The sequence below is a fragment of the Streptomyces sp. NBC_01481 genome (assembly GCF_026339995.1).
In the GTDB taxonomy this organism is placed as follows: domain Bacteria; phylum Actinomycetota; class Actinomycetes; order Streptomycetales; family Streptomycetaceae; genus Streptomyces.
In genome coordinates this window covers 1-18,095 of record NZ_JAPEPT010000004.1, presented here as the reverse complement: position 1 = coordinate 18,095, position 18,095 = coordinate 1, and the positions used below count along the sequence as shown (strand labels likewise).

18 protein-coding genes and 2 pseudogenes are annotated in these 18,095 nt (G+C 69.6%); 16 read left to right on the top strand and 4 right to left on the bottom strand.

All coding sequences use genetic code 11. The features are described 5' to 3' along the window. Positions 1-21: 21 nt before the first annotated feature. Positions 22-843: a polyphosphate kinase 2 gene (gene ppk2 / locus OOK40_RS21895; RefSeq protein WP_266484588.1), complete on the top strand. Its 822-nt coding sequence runs from the start codon at positions 22-24 to the stop codon at positions 841-843. A gap of 260 nt (positions 844-1,103) precedes the next feature. Further along, a complete protein-coding gene (locus OOK40_RS21890) occupies positions 1,104-1,610 on the top strand; it encodes a flavodoxin domain-containing protein (protein WP_266484586.1) in 507 nt (168 codons plus the stop codon). Positions 1,611-1,713: 103 nt separating this feature from the next. On the opposite strand, the gene OOK40_RS21885 is transcribed toward OOK40_RS21890, so the two are convergent. Beyond that, a complete protein-coding gene (locus OOK40_RS21885; RefSeq protein WP_266484584.1) occupies positions 1,714-2,181 on the bottom strand; it encodes a cyclic nucleotide-binding domain-containing protein in 468 nt (155 codons plus the stop codon). Positions 2,182-2,384: 203 nt separating this feature from the next. Between OOK40_RS21885 and OOK40_RS21880 the strand changes: the two genes are divergently transcribed. Next, a complete protein-coding gene (locus tag OOK40_RS21880; RefSeq protein ID WP_266484582.1) occupies positions 2,385-3,488 on the top strand; it encodes a zinc-dependent alcohol dehydrogenase family protein in 1,104 nt (367 codons plus the stop codon). A gap of 75 nt (positions 3,489-3,563) precedes the next feature. Beyond that, positions 3,564-4,217: a DUF4389 domain-containing protein gene (locus OOK40_RS21875; RefSeq protein ID WP_266484579.1), complete on the top strand. Its 654-nt coding sequence runs from the start codon at positions 3,564-3,566 to the stop codon at positions 4,215-4,217. Between the two features lie 41 nt (positions 4,218-4,258). Here OOK40_RS21875 and OOK40_RS21870 read toward each other — a convergent pair whose 3' ends face one another. Next, positions 4,259-5,134, bottom strand: a complete 876-nt coding sequence (locus OOK40_RS21870; protein ID WP_266484577.1) for a universal stress protein — start codon at positions 5,132-5,134, stop codon at positions 4,259-4,261. A 602-nt stretch (positions 5,135-5,736) separates the two neighbouring features. Between OOK40_RS21870 and OOK40_RS21865 the strand changes: the two genes are divergently transcribed. Beyond that, positions 5,737-6,405, top strand: a complete 669-nt coding sequence (locus OOK40_RS21865; RefSeq protein WP_266484574.1) for a hypothetical protein — start codon at positions 5,737-5,739, stop codon at positions 6,403-6,405. Positions 6,406-6,480: 75 nt separating this feature from the next. On the opposite strand, the gene OOK40_RS21860 is transcribed toward OOK40_RS21865, so the two are convergent. After that, a complete protein-coding gene (locus tag OOK40_RS21860) occupies positions 6,481-7,044 on the bottom strand; it encodes a MepB family protein (RefSeq protein ID WP_266486480.1) in 564 nt (187 codons plus the stop codon). Between the two features lie 247 nt (positions 7,045-7,291). On the opposite strand from OOK40_RS21860, the gene dhaK reads away from it, so the two are divergent. The 7 genes and pseudogenes from dhaK (at position 7,292) to OOK40_RS21825 (ending at position 11,318) form a co-directional block, all read left to right on the top strand. Beyond that, the gene (gene dhaK / locus OOK40_RS21855; protein WP_266484572.1) at positions 7,292-8,284 is read left to right on the top strand and encodes a dihydroxyacetone kinase subunit DhaK; all 993 of its coding nucleotides are present in this window, start codon (positions 7,292-7,294) and stop codon (positions 8,282-8,284) included. A gap of 47 nt (positions 8,285-8,331) precedes the next feature. After that, positions 8,332-8,946, top strand: a complete 615-nt coding sequence (gene dhaL, locus OOK40_RS21850; protein ID WP_266484570.1) for a dihydroxyacetone kinase subunit DhaL — start codon at positions 8,332-8,334, stop codon at positions 8,944-8,946. Then, positions 8,943-9,353 (top strand): PTS-dependent dihydroxyacetone kinase phosphotransferase subunit DhaM, encoded by a 411-nt coding sequence (locus OOK40_RS21845; RefSeq protein ID WP_266484567.1) that lies wholly within the window; start codon positions 8,943-8,945, stop codon positions 9,351-9,353. The genes dhaL and OOK40_RS21845 overlap by 4 nt, the downstream gene beginning before the upstream one ends. Positions 9,354-9,397: 44 nt before the next feature. After that, a pseudogene (locus OOK40_RS21840) lies at positions 9,398-9,499 on the top strand (50S ribosomal protein L32); the annotation flags it as partial. 298 nt (positions 9,500-9,797) lie between these two features. Further along, on the top strand, positions 9,798-10,340 hold the full coding sequence (locus tag OOK40_RS21835; protein WP_266484564.1) for a hypothetical protein: 543 nt from the start codon (positions 9,798-9,800) through the stop codon (positions 10,338-10,340). Between the two features lie 15 nt (positions 10,341-10,355). Next, positions 10,356-10,988, top strand: coding sequence for a class F sortase (locus OOK40_RS21830; RefSeq protein ID WP_266484562.1), 633 nt, complete (start codon positions 10,356-10,358; stop codon positions 10,986-10,988). A 114-nt stretch (positions 10,989-11,102) separates the two neighbouring features. After that, positions 11,103-11,318, top strand: coding sequence for a hypothetical protein (locus OOK40_RS21825; protein ID WP_266484560.1), 216 nt, complete (start codon positions 11,103-11,105; stop codon positions 11,316-11,318). Between the two features lie 19 nt (positions 11,319-11,337). Here OOK40_RS21825 and OOK40_RS21820 read toward each other — a convergent pair whose 3' ends face one another. Further along, on the bottom strand, positions 11,338-12,354 hold the full coding sequence (locus OOK40_RS21820; protein WP_266484558.1) for an alpha/beta fold hydrolase: 1,017 nt from the start codon (positions 12,352-12,354) through the stop codon (positions 11,338-11,340). Between the two features lie 146 nt (positions 12,355-12,500). Here OOK40_RS21820 and nagB point away from each other — a divergent pair, with 146 nt between their 5' ends. The 4 genes and pseudogenes from nagB to OOK40_RS21800 all read left to right on the top strand — a co-directional run. Next, entirely contained in the window at positions 12,501-13,283 is a 783-nt protein-coding gene (gene nagB / locus OOK40_RS21815) for a glucosamine-6-phosphate deaminase (RefSeq protein ID WP_266484556.1), read from the top strand. A gap of 207 nt (positions 13,284-13,490) precedes the next feature. Continuing rightward, positions 13,491-14,816 carry a globin domain-containing protein gene (locus tag OOK40_RS21810; RefSeq protein WP_266484554.1) on the top strand — a complete coding sequence of 442 codons (1,326 nt, stop codon included), beginning with the start codon at positions 13,491-13,493 and terminating at the stop codon, positions 14,814-14,816. A gap of 265 nt (positions 14,817-15,081) precedes the next feature. Further along, positions 15,082-16,611 carry an APC family permease gene (locus OOK40_RS21805; RefSeq protein WP_266484552.1) on the top strand — a complete coding sequence of 510 codons (1,530 nt, stop codon included), beginning with the start codon at positions 15,082-15,084 and terminating at the stop codon, positions 16,609-16,611. Between the two features lie 420 nt (positions 16,612-17,031). Next, positions 17,032-18,095, top strand: a pseudogene (locus OOK40_RS21800) (phage tail protein); the annotation flags it as partial.

Here is an 18,095-nt window from a genome sequence, read left to right as displayed (position 1 = left end):
TTTCCTCCATAAGGTCGTTGCATGGCAGTCAAGAAGGGGTCGCAGCAGCCCGCGAAAGTGCCGCGTGAGCTGTACGAACGCGAGCTGTACCGGTTGCAGACGGAACTTGTGAAACTCCAGGAGTGGGTGCGCGCCGAGGGCGCCCGCCTCGTTGTCGTCTTCGAAGGGCGCGACGCGGCCGGCAAGGGCAGCACCATCAAGCGGGTCACGGAACATCTCAATCCGCGCGTTGCGCGCATCGTCGCGCTCCCCAAGCCCAGCGAGCGCGAGCGCAGCCAGTGGTACTTCCAGCGCTACGCCGCACATCTTCCCGCCGCCGGGGAAATGGTCCTCTTCGACCGGAGTTGGTACAACCGGGCCGGTGTCGAGCACGTCATGGGCTTCTGTACCAAGGAAGAGCACCAGCGCTTCCTCCACCAGTGCCCGATCTTCGAGCGGATGCTGGTGGAGGACGGGATCCTGCTGCGCAAATACTGGTTCTCGGTGAGCGACGAAGTACAGGAGCAGCGGTTCCGCCGACGGCTCGAGGACCCCACTCGGCGCTGGAAACTCTCCCCCATGGACCTGGAGTCGATCACCCATTGGGAGGCGTACTCCCGGGCGAAGGACGACATGCTCGTCCACACCGACATCGCGGAGGCGCCATGGTTCGTCGTCGAGAGCGACGACAAGCGCCGGGCACGGCTCAACATGATCGCCCACCTGCTGTCCACCGTGCCCTACCGCGATGTGCCGCCACCGGCGCTGACGCTCCCGCCGCGGCCCCCTTCCTCGGGTTATGAGCGGCCGCCGCGGGATCTGCAGACCTATGTGCCCGATCATGCGGCGGGGCTCATGGGCTGAAGCGTCCCGGCCACCAGGGGCTGATCCATGATCTCCATCTGCTTTCGCCTGACTTCGAGTGAGGTCCCTGTCCGCACGGTCCCACCGGGGACCCGCCCCGGTGGAGGGGCGGTTCGGCCCCTGTCGGGGACCTTTGGCCCCCTCGTATGACCGAGCAGCCCATGGGCCCGGGCGTCCCCCTGCCGGAGGCTGGAGCCGAGGCAGCCCCCGGGTCAGCGGCTGCGCACTACTGAGCCCGGGATCCGAGAGGAGAATCAGCCATGACAGCGAACGTCCTGGTCGCATACGCCACGAAGAACCAGTCCACCGCCGAGATCGCCCGCACGATTGCCGAAACCCTCGACGAACAGGGCGTCCCTGCCGTGGCCCGTCCCGCCGGCGAAGTGCTCGACGTCGGCGATTACGACGCCGTGGTGCTCGGCAGCGCCCTGTACGCGGGCCGCTGGCTCAGGCCGGCGCGCGGCTTCGCCCGGCGCCATCGACGCGCGCTCACCGGACGCCCGGTGTGGCTGTTCAGCAGCGGTCCGCTCGACGCGTCCGCGCACGAACGCGACATCCCCGCGGTGCGCGGTGCCGTTCGCGTCGCCGAGCGGCTCGACGCCCGCGGACACGTCACCTTCGGCGGCCGGCTCGACGAAGGCGCGACGGGAAGGATCGCGAGAATGCTGCTCCGGCAGGGCCGTGGCGGGGACTTCCGCGACGAGGAGCAGATCAGGTCCTGGGCCCGCGACATCGCCAAGGAGCTCAACGCCGAAGGGGCCCTCTGAAGAAACCCGGCCCGCACATCGTGAGCGACGTGCTCCGTGGCGGGCGGCCCACGGGAGACGGGGCGCCGCCGGCCGGGTTCCGACGACGCCGACTCGCCGGCTCTCAGTCGTCCTGCCGCGCATCCTCGCCGCCCGAGGGCCCGTACAGGTCGAGCAGCCGACCGCGGGCAGACTGCAGCCGGTGCGCGATCACCTCGGCGACGCGGTGCGTGAGGACCCGGTCGAACTCCGGATCCTCGTCGCACAGGGTTCGTACGCTCACGGCGTCGAATTCCATGGCCCGGACCGGTGTGGCCGCCCGGGCGCCCAGGTGCCAGTTGCGCGGCGGGAAGAGCCAGGACCAGCCCAGCAGATCTCCCGGGCCGAGATGCTCGACGACGGCAGCGCGCCGACCCGGCACATGCAGGTCGAGATCGACGGTCCCGCTGCGGATGATCCAGAAGTGGTCGGCGCGGCCGCCTTCCTCGAAGATGCGCGCACCGGCCGGGAACTCCTTCTCCTCGGCAAGTTCCATCAGCCGGTCCCGGCCTTCCGGTGGCAGGACGTTCAGCAGCGTGGACATCGTGGTCATTGCCGTCTCCGTCCCTCGGGGCCGCGTACGGGGCCTGGGGTGGTCGTCTTCAACCTTGCACCCAGCTCGCGCGGGCGGCGAGGCAACCCGGCAGGGGCCCGGATGCCCCGCCCTTGGGCCGGACGGCCCCTGTGCGCCCCCGCACCACGCGGAACACGCTGGTGGGGACGGGATCAGGCGCACCACATGAGGAGAGGAACACCATGAAAGCGCTCGTTTTCCATGGCCCGGGCCAGGCCTCATGGGACAAGGTGGCGGATCCGGGCATCCAGGAGCCGACGGACATCGTCGTCCGGGTCGACACCACGACGATCTGCGGTACGGATCTGCACATCCTCAAGGGCGACGTACCCGAGGTGACCCCGGGCACGGTCCTCGGACACGAAGCCGTCGGCGAGGTCGTCGAGGCGGGCAGTGACGTCCGCACGGTCCGCCCCGGGGACCGGGTGCTCGTCTCCTGCATCTCCCCCTGCGGCCGCTGCCGTTACTGCCGCGAGCAGATGTACGGGCAGTGCCGCGGCAACGGCGGATGGGTGCTTGGCCACCTGATCGACGGCACCCAGGCCGAGTACGTACGTGTCCCCTTCGCCGACTTCTCCGTCCACCCGCTTCCCGCGGCGGTGCACAGCAGCGACGCCGTACTGCTGTCCGACATCTTCCCCACCGCGTACGAGGTGGGGGTACTCAACGGAGGTGTGCTGCCGGGCGACACCGTCGTGGTCGTCGGGGCGGGGCCGATCGGACTCGCCACCATCGCCACGGCGCGGCTGTTCTCCCCCGGAAGGATCATCGCCGTGGACCTGGCCGAGTCCCGGCTGGACGCCGCCCGTGAACTCGGCGCGGATGCCGTCGTCAACGCGGCGGAAGGACCGCAGTCGCTGGTCTCGGACCTGACCGAGGGACTCGGGGCGGATGTGGCCGTCGAGGCCGTCGGTGTCCCCGAGACCTTCGAACTCTGCACCCGTGTGGTCCGGCCAGGAGGCCGCGTGGCGAATGTGGGCGTGCACGGGAAGCCCGCGACGCTTCACCTGGAAGAGCTCTGGATCAAGAACGTGACCATCAGGACCGGTCTCGTGGACACGTACTCCACACCGCTGCTGCTGGGCATGCTGGCGGCCGGCCGGCTGCCGGCGTCCGCTCTCGCGACCCATCGCTTCGAGCTCGCGCAGATCGAGGAGGCGTACGACGTCTTCTCCAAGGCGGCCGACACGGGCGCGCTGAAAGTCGTCCTCGGCGGTCCGGAACACAAGGACGTGGAGCCTCTTGCGGGGGCCGACGGGCCCCACCCGCGGCCGGCCTCCGCATGACCGGGGCGCCCGGCGCGCGCAAGCTGGAATCAGCCCTTGATCTACGAGGGCACGTGGAGGAAGGAGCTGACAGCCATGACGACGACTCCGGCGGCGTACGACCCGGTGAGAGTGGATGCGGTGCTCGAGGCACCGCTGTCACGCTGGCTCTGGCTGGTGAAGTGGCTGATGCTGATCCCGCACTACATCATGTTGTTCTTCCTCTGGGTAGCCGTCTTCCTGGTCAGCGTGGTCGCTTTCTTCGCCATTCTGATCACGGAGCGCTATCCCCGGCCGCTGTTCGACTTCACCCTCGGAGTTCTGCGCTGGACGTGGCGGGTCTCGTACTACGGATACGGAGCGCTGGCCACCGACCGCTACCCGCCGTTCAGCCTCGGCGAGGAGCCCGGCTATCCGGCCCGACTGGACATCGCCTATCCGGAGCGGCTGTCTCGTGGCCTTGTCCTGGTGAAATGGTGGCTGCTCGCCATTCCGCAGTACATCGTGATCGGCTTCTTCGCGGGCGGCTTCCACGCCGGCTGGTGGGACGGGGGGCTCATCGCTGTGCTGGCCGTCATCGCCGGTGTCATTCTCGCCTTCACCGAGAAGTACCCGAGGGACATCTTCGACCTCGTCATGGGTCTCAACCGGTGGGTTCTGCGGGTCGCCGCGTACGCGCTCCTGATGACCGACACGTACCCGCCCTTCAGGCTGGACATGGGCGGTACTCACCCGGCGCCCCTGCGCTGAGCGTGCGCGGACGCCACCGCTGCCACGGCCCGCAGCGCGGCTCACACCCGCTGCGGTACGACGGCCACCGGGCATGCGGCGTGATGGAGTGCGGCGTGGGCCAGCTGGCCGAGCTGGAGGCCGAAGTGTCCCTCCCTGCGCCGGGCTCCGACGATCAGCAGGTCCGCGGCGGCCGACCGGTCGAGCAGTACCTTGCGGGCCTGTCCCTCCAGCGTGGTCCGGCGCACGAGGACATCCGGGTGATCGTCCACGGCACCGCCCAGCGCCTCGTCGACCACAGTGGCAGCCCGCATCTCGTGGTACGCGGACGCGTCGCCGATGAGCAGCGAATGGTCGGGCGTCTCGTGTGCGGGGCAGCGCCAGGCGCGTACGGCATCGAGGGTGCAGCCCCGTGCCGCCGCCTCGCGGAAGGCGAAGCCCACCGCACTGGATCCGCGAGCCGCCTCGCCGATGCCCAGCAGGATGCGCCCATGGGCGGCCGACAGGGCCGCCGCGTCGCCCCGTACGACGATCACCGGGCAGCTTGCACCTGCCGCCACCGCCAGACTCACCGAGCCGAGCAGCAGACCGGCGAGTTCCCCGCGGCCACGTGATCCGGTGACGACCGCCAAGGCGTTGTGCCCCTCGGTCAGCAGCGCGGTCGCCGCCTCCTGGGGCAGCACCGCGGTGGTCACCTTCACGTCCGGGTCGCGCCGGTGGGCGCGCTCCGCGGCGGTGGCGACGATGGTGTCCGCGAGCACCTCGTCGGTGGGGCGGTCGAGGCTGGACGAAGGCGTCTGCCCTTCGTAGCGCTCCCAGAGGGACGCGTACACGAGCCGCAGCGCAAGACCGTGCCGTGCAGCCTCCTCCACCGCCCAGTCCACGGCCTTCAGGCTGGATTCCGAGCCGTCCACACCCACGACGAGGGGCAGCTCCATCGTCCCCACCACCTTTCTTCGGGCTGATCGAAGGCGTTGCTGCTGTCACCGTCCCACCGTGCGCGGGGCGGCGAGGAGGGGCGCTTCGGCCCACGTCCGGGACGTTCGGCCCCGCGCCGCCGCTCGCCGTCCTGCGGGCGGAACCGCTCCCGCCACGGCTTCGGCGCGAAACTGATCACAGCGTCGCACGACGGCCCGGCGTCCACCGCCGGAGCCACCTCGCGGCAGGGCGTGCGCGTGGACGGCCGCGCGACCGCGTCGGGCAGACGCGCGTCCTCGGCGTTCGCCAGGGCCACCTGTCCGGCGTGACACTGGAAGACGGAAGGCGTCCCGACGCTGCGTGCCGAGCGCGGCACGCGTGCTGACCATCAGGGTCCCGGTGCCGGAGACGAAGGCGGGCACCGGACCATCCCGGTGCGGCATGCCTGAGCGCATATCCGCCAGGAGCCGCACACACCTGCGCGTCCGGAGCGAGGCCGGGCGCGCAGGCGCTTGGTCAGACCCGGTTTCCGGCTGAGACCGGGACCATGCGGCCCCTGCGCCGGTCGGGGTGCCACCTCACACTGGAGGCATCGGGCACGTATCGGACCTGGGAGGTTCTGATGAACGCCGACCCGACGACGGATACGGCCACCGCTCCCCTGCTGCTCGACGGGGCGCTGCCGGAATTCCGGTTCACCCGCCTGGAATGCGTGATGATCACAGCCCCGCCCTCCGCGGTGTACGAGGCCACGCGGGAGCTGGACCTGCTCACCATTAACTCGCCGCTGTTCGACATGGTCATGTGGGCGCGCGGGGTACCGGACCGGCTTCGCAGCCGCCCCGTGCCGACGCCGCCGACGATGCGGGTGGCCGATCTCTTCGACGCCACCGACAAGCATGAACAGGGCCAGCCTTGGGTGGCGCTCGGCGAGACCCCACGACGGGAACTCGTCTTCGGAGCGGTCGGCAAGGTATGGAAGCCCGCCATCGAATGGCGCCGCATCGAGCCGGAGGCGTTCACCGCCTTCGACGAGCCCGGCTGGGCGAAGATGGCGGCCGCTTTCACCGTTCATCCGTACGGCACGCGGCGCTCCCTGCTGGTCTACGAGGCGCGCACGGCCTGCACCGACCCGGAGTCCACGGCCCGCTTCGGCCGCTACTGGACGCTCGTCTCACCGGGCGTCGGCGTCGTCCTGCGGGCCGCGCTGCGATCGGTCAGGACGACCGTGGAGCACAGGGACAGGCCGGGGCCCGTCCGGGTGGACAGCTCGGAAAGGGATGAGACGTGACGCGTGTGGTCTCTGTGTCACGGGCAACGGGCCACGGGCACGGCTGCCAACTCGCCGCGGATCCCGAGGGTTTCCTCAGGCGTGATAGAGCACGCGGGCGCGCTCGGTGTCGATGGGCCCTTCTCCGGACAGTTGCAGGAAGTGCTTCAACTGCCACGTCTGCGTGTTGCGGGCTTGGCGGTTGGTGGTCGTCACCCATGGCGGATAGACACGGAATGCCCGTTTCCCGCCGGACCCGTTCCTTGACACGATGTCCCGTTCACAGAGCACGTCTCGCGGAAAGACGAACTGTCCGAACCGCTCGCCGTCGCGAGTGCTGATGACGAACAGATCAACCGGATCTTCAGCGTCGAAGGGCCGGATCGGCCCGCTCGCGGACCTCTCCCACACCGTGACGAACTGACCGACCTTCGTCGGAGTCGTCTTGGCCACCCGGAACCTGACCGAGAAGCCGTCCAGCGTGAACTCGCATGCCCCGTACTCGGCGCTCTCCGCTTCAGGCACCGGCCATGCGCACGCGAACCCACTCGGGTCATACACCAGCGCCTTGGCCACCAACAGATCGCCGGGGATCCCGGCCTCGCGCGGCCAAGACCCAGGATCACGGGCCCCTGCCTCCGAACAGACGTCACGTTCCATCGCCATTCCTGCATCCTGCCAGACATCGAACGTGTGAGCGAATTCGCTCGCCGGGTCGCCCTTTCGACAGGAGCGGCTCGGTGGCGAGCGCGGCGCACCGTGGCGGCAACGGATCTGTGCGCCATCTTCGACGCGTCGCTTCCCGATCGCTCCTGCCTCTTCGATACTGGAAGCCCTCGTCAGAGCAGCGCAGACCAGGAAGAACCCTGCTCAGGGGCCTGGCCGCCAACCTTCCCAGGAGGAACCGTTGAGGATGCTCATCAATGTGCCGGAGACCGTCGTCGCCGATGCCCTCCGCGGTATGGCGGCGGCACACCCGGAGTTGTCCGTCGATGTGGAGAACCGGGTGATCGTGCGGCGTGACGCTCCCGTCGCCGGGAAGGTCGGGCTGGTCTCCGGGGGCGGTTCGGGGCACGAGCCGCTGCACGGCGGCTTCGTCGGGCCCGGGATGCTCGCCGCGGCATGCCCGGGAGAGGTCTTCACCAGTCCGGTGCCCGATCAGATGGTGCGGGCGGCCGCCGCCGTCGACAGCGGCGAGGGGGTGCTGTTCATCGTCAAGAACTACACGGGCGACGTCCTCAACTTCGACATGGCCGCCGAGCTCGCCGAGGACGAGGGTGTACGCCTCGCCAAAGTGCTGGTGAACGACGATGTGGCAGTGACCGACAGCCTCTACACGGCGGGTCGGCGCGGCACCGGCGCCACCCTGTTCGTCGAGAAGATCGCCGGTGCGGCCGCCGAGGAGGGCGCGCCGCTGGAGCGGGTCGAGTCGATCGCGCGGCAGGTCAATGAGAATTCCCGCAGCTTCGGCGTCGCGCTCAGCGCCAGCACGACGCCCGCGAAGGGCAGCCCGACCTTCGATCTCCCTTCGGGCGAGCTGGAGTTGGGCATCGGCATCCACGGCGAGCCGGGCCGCGAACGGCGCCCGATGATGACCTCGCGCGAGATCGCGGACTTCGCCGTGAACGCGGTGCTGGAGGACCTGCCGCCGACTTCTCCGGTGATCGTGCTCGTCAACGGCATGGGCGCCACCCCGCTGCTGGAGCTGTACGGCTTCAACGCCGAGGTGCAGCGGGTGCTGAGCGAGCGCCGGGTGCCCGTCGTCCGTACCCTCGTCGGGAACTATGTGACGTCGCTCGACATGGCCGGCTGTTCAGTGACGCTCTGTCAGGTCGACGAGGAGCTGCTGCGGTTGTGGGACGCACCGGTGGAGACGGCCGCCCTGCGCTGGGGCCGCTGAACCAGCTGAACCAACTGTCCCCGTAGGACTCACCCCAGGGAGTGCATGTGCTCGACGCCGACTTCTTCCGCCGCTGGCTGACGGCAGCCGCGGCCCGGGTGGACCGTGAGGCGGACCGGCTCACCGAGCTGGATTCGGCGATCGGCGACGCCGACCACGGCACCAACATGCAGCGCGGGTTCACGGCGGTGATCGCGGTCCTGGACAAGGAGGCACCACAGACGCCCGGGGCCGTACTGACCCTGGCGGGGCGACAGTTGATCTCGACGGTGGGCGGGGCTTCGGGTCCGCTGTACGGGACGCTGCTGCGGCGTACGGGCAAGGCGCTCGGCGACGACGCCGAGGTGACGCCCGGGCAGCTGGCCGATGCCCTGCGCACGGGAGTGGCGGCGGTCGCACAGCTCGGCGGGGCCACGGCCGGGGACAAGACGATGCTGGACGCGCTGGAGCCGGCGGTCGAGGCGCTCGGCGACAGTACCGATTCGTTCGCGGCAGCACGCGAGGCGGCCGAAGCGGGTGCGCTCGCGACCGTACCGCTGCAGGCGCGCAAGGGCAGGGCCAGCTATCTGGGCGAGCGCAGCATCGGGCACCAGGACCCAGGGGCGACCTCATCGGCGCTGCTGATCGCGGCGCTTGCCGAGGCCGCGGAGGTCGCGGGATGAGCGAGGGCAAGCCCGTCGGGATCGTCCTGGTCTCGCACAGCAAGGAGGTGGCGGCGGCCGTCGCCGAACTGGCCAAGGGGCTCGCGGGCGGCGGCCCGACCGCCCCCGTCGCCCCGGCGGGCGGTACGCCCGACGGCGGCCTCGGCACCAGCTCGGAGCTGATCTCGGCGGCCGCGGCCTCGGTGGACGGGGGCGCGGGGGTGGCCGTACTCGTCGATCTGGGCAGTGCCGTACTGACGGTGAAGGCGCTGCTGGCCGAGGGCGATGAACTCCCGGGCGGGACACGGCTGGTGGACGCGCCCTTCCTGGAGGGCGCGGTGGCCGCGGTGGTGACCGCGTCGGCGGGCGGGGATCTCGACGCGGTGGAGGCAGCTGCCTCGGAGGCGTACGACTACCGGAAGGTGTGAGCCCGGGGCGGCAGGCCGCCGGGGCAGGGGCGAGCCCGATTGCGACGCCCCAGCTGGTGCCCGTCACGATCGACGGCTCGGAGTACCGCGTACCGCAGCGGCTCGCAAAGGCGTACAAGCGCGGCCTGCGGCGCCCGGAGGGCTGACGGGCCCGGGACGTGCACTGCGCCGAGGAACACCTTCCGTACGGGTGACGCCGTCACCCCGGTGGCCCCGGCCGTCGCGGCGCAGGAGTCGGTTCGGCCGGGGCGCTCGGGCATGCCGCGTGACCTGGCACGACCGTCACGGCCGCGGTGCCCGACGGGGGCGACACGCCGCTCCCGTGCGCCCCGCGCCACATGCGCCACCCCCCTCTGCCCTCCTAGCGTCAGTCTCTACGAGGGGCATTTATCCCATTTCGCCGAACCTTCCGCCATGGCTCCTCGGGAACATGGAGAACTGACCATGCGTGCGATAAATGTCGCCTCCCTCGCCCTGATCGGCACCGCCGCGCTGGCTCTCGGCGCCCCGGCCGCCCTCGCCGACGACGGGAGCAGCATCACCTCGTTCGGCTCCACTCTCCCGCCCACGGCCGCCGCGCAGGGCGACACAGGGACCCTCAACGCCACCGAGTGCGAGGCCGGGTACGACATCACCTCGGACTGCCTCGGCGGGACGGGCACCGCGCCCCTCACCGCCGCCGACGGGTCGGACCTGCACACCGGGTCGACTCAGTTCACGGAACCAACAGATACGGCCGAAGCAAACGATGCGACCGAAACGACCGGCAAGGCTGAGCCCGCCAGGCCCATGGAGCCCGTCGAACCCGCCAAGCCTGCCAAGTCCTTCCGGCCCGTCAAGCCCGGCGGAGGCGTGAAGGGCGGCACCGGCGGCAGCTTCGCCGATCTGAGCCCCACACAGATCGGCGTCGGCTCCGCGCTCATCGCGGGCGCGCTCGCCGGTGGCGGTGTCCTGATGCTGCGCCGCCCGACCGGGAACGGCAGCTGACCCAAGGGAAGGCCCATGCCCACGTCCAGCAGACGCGGCACCTGGTTCACGCTCGCCTGTGTCCTGCTGCTCGGGCTCTTTCTCGTACGCAACGGAGCAGGCGAGGGGACCGGCGGCCCACCCCAGCCCCGCGCCGCCGCCCCTGCGCACAAGAGCGTGGCCGACCCTCTTCCTGCCGCGCCCGGCCCGCTCCCCCACTCCCCGCCGCGCCGGATCGCCGTCCCGTCGCTCCAAGTCGACACCCCGCTGACCGAGGTCGGCCTCGACGCCGACGGCTGGGTCGACGCGCCGCCCCTGGAGAACAGCAATCTCGCGGGCTGGTACCGGGGCGCGGTCAGCCCCGGCGAACGGGGCACGTCCGTCGTCGTCGGCCATGTCGACAACCCGGCGGGCCCGGCCGTCTTCTACTCGCTCGGCTCGCTCCAGCGCGGCAGCCGCATCGAGATCCTGCGCGGCGACGGACGTACGGCGGTGTTCGCCGTCTACGCCGTCCAGGTCTTCGCCAAGAAGGGTTTCCCCGCGGAGCGGATCTACCGGGACACGCCTCGGCCGGAGCTGCGGGTCATCACCTGCGGCGGCGGGTACACGAAGAAGACCGGCTACGACGGGAACGTCGTGGCGTCCGCCCGGCTGACCGCGGTGCGCTGAAGTCCTGCCGACTCCGCCGTAGCCGGCCGACGCGGGCGAGGGGTACGTCAGTGCCCTCCCGGCGTGCGCCCGCCGCGCCGCTGCCCTGTCGGTCCGGGCTGGCAGACTGGAGCCATGTCCGCTCCCCGTCGCCGCTGCCCCGTGTGCCGCCGTGAAATCGCCGTCGTCGCCGGGCGGTTCGCCCGCCATGACCCTGCGGGCGCGCGGACGGCAGCCGAGCTCGTCTCCTGTCCCGGGTCCCGGAGTCAGGCGCCGTTCGATCCGGCTCTGCAGCCGGATCTCGACGGCGCCGTCGTGCCGGACTTCCCGGGCCAGCTGCCCCTGTTCTGAATCGTTCTGAACCGCGCCGCTATGTCGCGCTGCGCTCGCTCGTCATCCGCAGGTCGCTCTCGCCCCCGCGCCCCGCCCGCAACAGTTCGCGCCAGCGGTCCGTAGTCCAGTCGGCCGGCCGGGTCGTCTCGACGAATTCCTCGACCAGTGCCAGAAAGCGCGTCGGGTCGACGTGATGGGGAAAGTGGCCTGCGCCCTCGAAGATCTCCAGTCGGCTTCCGGGCATCGCCGCGTGCGCACCGTACGCATGCTCCACCGGCACCACGCTGTCGCGTGATCCCCACAGCAGCATGGTCGGCATCCCTTCACTCAGATAGCAGCGGTCGAGCATGGTCACGACCTGGCCCCGCCAGTCGACGACCGCCCGCAGCGTCCGGATGAACGCACTGCGCGAGGTGGCGTCCGGCAGCGCGTCCACCAGGTTGAGCAGCTCGGGGGCGTCCTGTCCGAGGTCGGTGTCCAGCCGCCTGATCAGCTCGGTGAAGAGGCCGGTGACCGTGCGCATCCCCGGCAGCGAGAGCGTCGAGAGCAGCAGGTCGGCGCCCGGGAGGGAGACGGCCCGCAGGACGGGGTTGACGTCGCGGGCCACCCCGCCCGCGCCGACGAGGACCAGCCGCTCGGTGCGCTCGGGAAACTGGTAGGCGAACTGCATGGCGACGCCGCCGCCGAACGAGTGGCCGACGAGGGTGGCCGAGTCGATGCCCAGTACGCCGAGCAGATCGCGCATGCCGTTCGCGTAGGCAGCCACCGAATAGTCGGCGCGCGGCTTGTCCGAGGCCCCGTGGCCGAGGAGATCGGGTGCGATGACGGTGTATCTGCGTGCCAGTCCCGGAATGAGGTCCACCCAGGTGGCCGAGGAGTCCCCTATGCCGTGGATGAGGAGGAGCGCCGGTCCCTCTCCGGCGATCCGGTACGCGCGGCGGTAGCCGTGCACCACTTGGTGGCGCAGCTGCACGTCGTCCTCGCTCACGGAGCGCAGCCTGCTCCGGTCCGATGCGTGCGGTCCGAGGCCGGTGACCACCCGCTCACCTCCCATGGCGTCCTGATCCGAGCGTAGAGGCGCTCTCGCACCGGGGATTTCCGTCAGGTTTCACCCGGGGTACGTCTGCCGCGCGCGACAGAAGCCCCTCTCACCAGGTAGATTGGTCTACACCACTTGCGCCTTCAGAGACAGGGATCTTCGTGGAAGTTGTCATCGTTCCGGACTCCGCCGCCGGCGGCGAGCTCATTGCCGAAGCCATGGCCGACCTGCTGCGACGCAAGCCCGACGCTCTTCTGGGCGTCGCCACGGGATCAACTCCGCTGCCCATTTACGAAGCCCTCGCGGCCAAGGTACGCGCCTCGAAGGTGGACGCCTCCCGGGCCAGGATCTGCCAGCTCGACGAGTACGTCGGACTGCCGTCCGGACACCCCGAGTCCTACCGTTCGGTCGTCCTGCGCGAGGTGATAGAACCCCTCGGCCTGACCGAGGCCTCCTTCATGGGCCCCGACGGCACCGCCGAGGACGTCGCGGCAGCGTGCCTCGCCTATGACCGTGCGCTCGCCGAGGCCGGCGGCGTCGACCTCCAGCTGCTGGGCATCGGCACCGACGGACACATCGGCTTCAACGAGCCCTGCTCGTCCCTCGCCTCCCGCACCCGGATCAAGACGCTGACCCAGCAGACCCGGCAGGACAACGCCCGGTTCTTCAACGGCCTCGACGAGGTCCCCCACCATGTGATCACCCAGGGCATCGGCACCATCCTGGAAGCCCGCCATCTGGTCCTGCTGGCCACCGGCGAGTCGAAGGCCGACGCCGTGGCGCTCGCCGTCGAAGGCCCGCTGTCCGCGCTGGTGCCCGCATCGGCGCTGCAGCTCCACCCGCACGCCACGGTCGTCGTGGACGAGGCCGCGGCCTCCAGCCTCAAGCTCGCCGACTACTTTCGCGCCACCTATGCCGCAAAGCCTGACTGGCAGGGCATCTAGGCAGCCGCCTCGGCTCCCCCGCCTCCCTGCCGGAAGGGGAATGTTCCAGTCGAGACATAATTTACGCCTCAACAGCTCGACATCGCCCATGAGTTGATACGGTGCGCTGGCTCAGCACTTTTGACGCGCGTTCAGACGGCGCGCAACGAGGCCGCCCCCTGACCCCGCGCGGGCGGTCGGTGCTTCACAAGGGCGCGGGGGATACCCATGAACGACGACATCGATGTGGTCAGAGCGAGCCTGGAGCTGGTCAGACGACGGGCCTCCCACGTGGTCCGCTACTTCTACGCGCATCTCTTCAGCCATCATCCGGAGCTGCGCCCGCTGTTTCCGGCCGTGATGGACGATCAGTACGAGCGTCTGTTCACGGCCTTGGTGCATGTCGTGGACCATCTCGACCACCCCGGTCTCCCGTCCCATCTCGAGCGGCTCGGCCGGGATCACCGCAAGTTCGGGATAGTGGACGACGATTACACGGCGGTGGGCGAGAGTCTCGTCGCCGCCGTCCGGTACCACAGCACGTATTTCTGGGACGACCGGACCGAAGCTGCCTGGAATCGGGTCTACACGGGCGCCGCCGAGGCCATGACCGGCGGCGCCCATCTGTCTCTCGCCGCGGGCGAGCCCGCCTCGTGGGAGGCCACCATCGTCTCGCACCGGCTGCACGCCGGGCACACGGCTGTCATCCGTGCCGCACCGTCGGCCCACTACCCGTGGCTCCCCGGCCAGTACGCCACGATCGAGCACCCCGACCTGCCGGGCGTGTGGCGGCCCTACTCCCTGGCGGGCCACCCAGACCGCGACGGTGTACTCGAATTCCATGTCGGCCGGGTCGACGAAGGCCTGTTGAGCAATGTGCTGTGCGACCGCACCGAGCCGGGCCAGATATTCCGGCTGGGCGGCGCCTCGGGCTCCGCGCTCGCCCCGCCGCCCGGCACCCCGGCCGTCACACTGATCGCCGCCGGTACGGGCTGGGCCCCGGTCAAGTCGGTCCTGGAGGAGTTACTCGCCCGCAAACCCTCGCCCCGTATCCGGGTCGACGTCGTGGCGCGCGGCGAGGCCGACTTCTACGACTCAGACGCACTGGTCGAACTGCTGCGCGCCCACCCCTGTCTCAGCGCCTACTGGTGGTACCAGGAGCGCGACGAGGGCAGGACGCGGGCCGCCGAACGGCTGCAGAGCAATCTGAGCGGGCGCCGGGAGTGGCCTGGCGAGACCGTCTATCTGTGCGGTCCCGTGATGTTCGTCCAGGAGACGGCCGCGCTGCTGTACGAGTCCGGCCTGCCCGCGGCATCACTTATTCGTGACCCGCTGCCAACCTCGGTGCAGCGGCGCGGACATGTCTCCCACTCGGAACAGTTCCTCGACCCCCGCCCCGTCACCTGGATCGATCCCGAAGCCCGGACCCGGCCGCTCGCTCTCCCGGCGCCCCGGGCGGCGACGCAGCCGGAGTCCGGGTCGGACGACGGCGGCTGGTTCGAACCGAGCAGGAAGCCGGTCAGAGCGCCGGGGTATTCGGCGGCTCCCAGGTGACCGCTCCATCTCCCCGAGGCCGGGCCAGTTGGGAGAATCGCCGCGGTACGGCCGGCCGGCCCCAGAAATCGGGACGGTAGCCGGGTCCGGGGTTTCGGGAGCGCGGACTGAGAGCGCTTTCCCTCGATTGCCGAAAGGCGTCCCGACTTTCGATCATCCACAAACGGGTGTATCACGGAAAGTAACGATGCTTCTGCGCATTCCGCGTGGCCGTTGGGCGAAAGGCCGCACCATGCAAAGACTTCCCGGCGGGCCTCCCGGCTCCGTGCCGACGCAGACATCCGCGGTAGGCGAGAAAGGGCTCAAGCGCGGCGCGCTGGGCCTTGTCTCCTCTGTGGCCATCGGCCTCGCCTCAACGGCTCCCGCGTACAGCCTGGCCGCCACGCTCGGCTTCATCGTCCTCGCCGTCGGGCTCCAGTCACCGGTCATCGTGATCCTGGGATTCGTCCCGATGTTCTTCATCGCCTACGCCTACAAGGCGATGAACGCCGTGGACCCCGACTGCGGCACCACCTTCAGCTGGTCCGCCCGGGCCTTCGGACCGCGCACGGGCTGGATGGGCGGCTGGGGCATCATCATCGCCGACATCATCGTGATGGCGAATCTGGCGCAGATCGCCGGCCAGTACGGATTCCAGCTGGTCGGAGCCGACGGCGTGGCCGAAAGCCGCTGGTGGACAATGTTCGCGGGTGTGATCTGGATCGCCGTGATGACGTTCATCTGCTACGTCGGCATCGAGATCTCCGCATTCCTTCAGAAGTGGCTGCTCAGCATCGAGCTCGTACTACTCGCCATCCTCTCCATCACGGCGCTGGTGAAGGTGTACGGCGACAACCCGCACGCGGAGTCCCTGCACGTGTCCGCTTCCTGGTTCAACCCCTTCGAGATCGACTCCGCCAGCGCCCTGACGCAAGGCGTCCTGCTGGCCGTCTTCATCTACTGGGGCTGGGACACCGCCGTCTCCGTCAACGAGGAGACCGCCGACCGCGAGCGCACCCCCGGCCGCGCCGCCGTCATCTCCACCGTCATGCTGCTCGGCATCTACCTGCTGGTGACCACGTCGGCCCAGGCCTTCGCCGGTATCGGCGAGAAGGGCATCGGCCTGGCCAACCCCGACAACTCCGGGGACGTGCTGGGCAGTTTCGGCGACGATGTGTTCGGCACGGAAGGATTCGGCGGGTTCCTGTCGAAGCTGCTGGTCCTGATGGTGCTCACATCGGCCGCGGCCTCCACGCAGACGACGATTCTCCCCACCGCCCGCACCAGCTTCTCGATGGCGACACACAAGGCACTCCCCGCGGTCTTCGCGCGTGTACACCCGCGCTTCCTGACCCCGACCTGGTCGACGGTCGCCATGGGACTGGCGTCGATCGCCTTCTACGCAGGCCTGACGGCCATCAGCGGCAATGTCCTGGAGGACTCGATTGCCTCGGTCGGCCTGGGCATCGCGTTCTACTACGGACTGACCGGCTTCGCCTGCGTCTGGTACTTCCGCAAGGTCCTCACCCGCAGCGCCGCCAACTTCTGGCTGAAGGGTGTTCTGCCGCTCCTCGGCGCCCTGATGCTCCTGTACTTCTTCTGCTACGCGGCCTTCAGCGTCTACGCCGACCCCGAGTACGGCACCACCGTCATCGACCTGCCCTGGATCGGCGACACCGGCGGGGTCTCCGTCATCGGCATCGGCGCCCTGGTGATCGGCGCCATCCTGATGCTCATTCAGCGGGCGGTGCAGGGCTCCTGGTTCCGCAACCCGGACGTGCCCGTCAGCGACGCCTCCAAGTACCCCACCCAGTAAGCCCCATTTGGCCTGCAAAGGGACACAAGGCGGCGCGCCGCGACCAGCTGCATTCGGCTTGTTTCCCACCCCTGATCCAATTTTCCTGTGAAGTGATCGTGAATTCCTCTTCATATTCGGCCAGCGATATCCCTCCGACCACGTCAAATCACCCGTCACCGACTCCTCCGGCGATGATCGCCCGATGACTGAATCGGCCCCTTGACCCGCCCTCCAGGTGCAAACCAGACTTCCTATTGGCACTCATGCATCAGGAGCCACAAGCACAGGCACATGCCGATGGCCCTGCGAGACCGATATCGCACGGGGTGTGTGACGGGGGATTGCAGTGAAGAGCGCGTATGCATGCTCGACGCATACGTGCGGCTTCTTCACCTCCCCTCCTCATCTCCTGTTGCGCGCGAAGGGAATGGAGGGGGAATGCCGACGCACATGGGCTATCCCGGCGTATACATCGAAGAACTTCCCAGCAGCATCCGTACCATCGCCTCCGTCACCACCTCGGTGACCGCGTTCGTGGGGCACACCCGCCGGGGTCCGCTCAATCAACCCGTGCGGATCACCAGCTTCGCCGACTTCGAGCGCCGCTTCGGCGGACTCACCTCGCAGAGCGCTGTCAGCTACGCGGTGCACCAGTTCTTCGGGAACGGCGGCACGGTCGCGGTGATCGTCCGTGTGGCCAAGGCCGGCACCGGCGAGGAAGCCTGCGTCACGCTCAACTCCACCGAGGGGCACAGCGAGTGCCCGGTGCTCGAGGTGCACGCCAAGGAGCCCGGCGTATGGGGCTCGGGCCTGCGGGTGGCCGTCGATCACGACACCCCGACGCCGGACAAGACCTTCAATCTGCACATCCTCGACGCACGCGGCGGCGCCCGCGAGTCCTTCACCGGACTGTCGATGCACAGCGGTCACGGCCGCTTCGTGGAGACGGTCGTGGGCGCCGGTTCCTCGCTGGTCCGGGTGAAGGCCCTGGACGAGGACCGGCCCGACCCCTCCGGCACGGTCTCCAAGCCGTTCGCGGCCGAACTGCCCGATCTGAATGTCGAGTTGAAGGTCAAGATCGGTGATGTGGAGCGCGAGTTCACGCTCTACGAGCCCGACCACGACGGCGAGCCCCCGGCCAGTGTCACCGAGCTCGCCCTGCTCCTGGAGCGCAAGCTGCGCGCGCTGCCCGACGCCCCCGGCAAGCACGCCTTCGCCGGAGCCGAGGTCACCGCCTTCGGCCGGCGCCTCCAGGTCGTCGCCGGGTCCGTCGACCCCGACGATGTGGTCCGCTTCGTCGGCGAGTGCGCCAACGACCTCGGTCTCGAAGCCTCGGTCAACCCGCCGGTCTTCCCGCTGCAGGGCGGCAAGGACGGCGACCCGCCCGGGCCGCGCGACCTCATCGGCAGCGAGGCGCGCAAGACGGGTGTCCAGGCGCTGCGCGACGTGGACGACGTCAACCTGCTGGCTCTGCCGGAGCTTTCGGCGTACGAGTCCCCTGC

What these genes read in the sequence shown, in the direction of transcription:
- ppk2 (WP_266484588.1), top strand. Translation starts at nt 22, where the DNA reads ATGGCAGTCAAGAAGGGGTCGCAGCAGCCCGCGAAAGTGCCGCGTGAG.
- OOK40_RS21890 (WP_266484586.1), top strand. Translation starts at nt 1,104, where the DNA reads ATGACAGCGAACGTCCTGGTCGCATACGCCACGAAGAACCAGTCCACC.
- OOK40_RS21885 (WP_266484584.1), bottom strand. Translation starts at nt 2,181, where the DNA reads ATGACCACGATGTCCACGCTGCTGAACGTCCTGCCACCGGAAGGCCGG.
- OOK40_RS21880 (WP_266484582.1), top strand. Translation starts at nt 2,385, where the DNA reads ATGAAAGCGCTCGTTTTCCATGGCCCGGGCCAGGCCTCATGGGACAAG.
- OOK40_RS21875 (WP_266484579.1), top strand. Translation starts at nt 3,564, where the DNA reads ATGACGACGACTCCGGCGGCGTACGACCCGGTGAGAGTGGATGCGGTG.
- OOK40_RS21870 (WP_266484577.1), bottom strand. Translation starts at nt 5,134, where the DNA reads ATGGAGCTGCCCCTCGTCGTGGGTGTGGACGGCTCGGAATCCAGCCTG.
- OOK40_RS21865 (WP_266484574.1), top strand. Translation starts at nt 5,737, where the DNA reads ATGAACGCCGACCCGACGACGGATACGGCCACCGCTCCCCTGCTGCTC.
- OOK40_RS21860 (WP_266486480.1), bottom strand. Translation starts at nt 7,044, where the DNA reads ATGGAACGTGACGTCTGTTCGGAGGCAGGGGCCCGTGATCCTGGGTCT.
- OOK40_RS21845 (WP_266484567.1), top strand. Translation starts at nt 8,943, where the DNA reads ATGAGCGAGGGCAAGCCCGTCGGGATCGTCCTGGTCTCGCACAGCAAG.
- OOK40_RS21835 (WP_266484564.1), top strand. Translation starts at nt 9,798, where the DNA reads ATGCGTGCGATAAATGTCGCCTCCCTCGCCCTGATCGGCACCGCCGCG.
- OOK40_RS21830 (WP_266484562.1), top strand. Translation starts at nt 10,356, where the DNA reads ATGCCCACGTCCAGCAGACGCGGCACCTGGTTCACGCTCGCCTGTGTC.
- OOK40_RS21825 (WP_266484560.1), top strand. Translation starts at nt 11,103, where the DNA reads ATGTCCGCTCCCCGTCGCCGCTGCCCCGTGTGCCGCCGTGAAATCGCC.
- OOK40_RS21820 (WP_266484558.1), bottom strand. Translation starts at nt 12,354, where the DNA reads ATGGGAGGTGAGCGGGTGGTCACCGGCCTCGGACCGCACGCATCGGAC.
- OOK40_RS21810 (WP_266484554.1), top strand. Translation starts at nt 13,491, where the DNA reads ATGAACGACGACATCGATGTGGTCAGAGCGAGCCTGGAGCTGGTCAGA.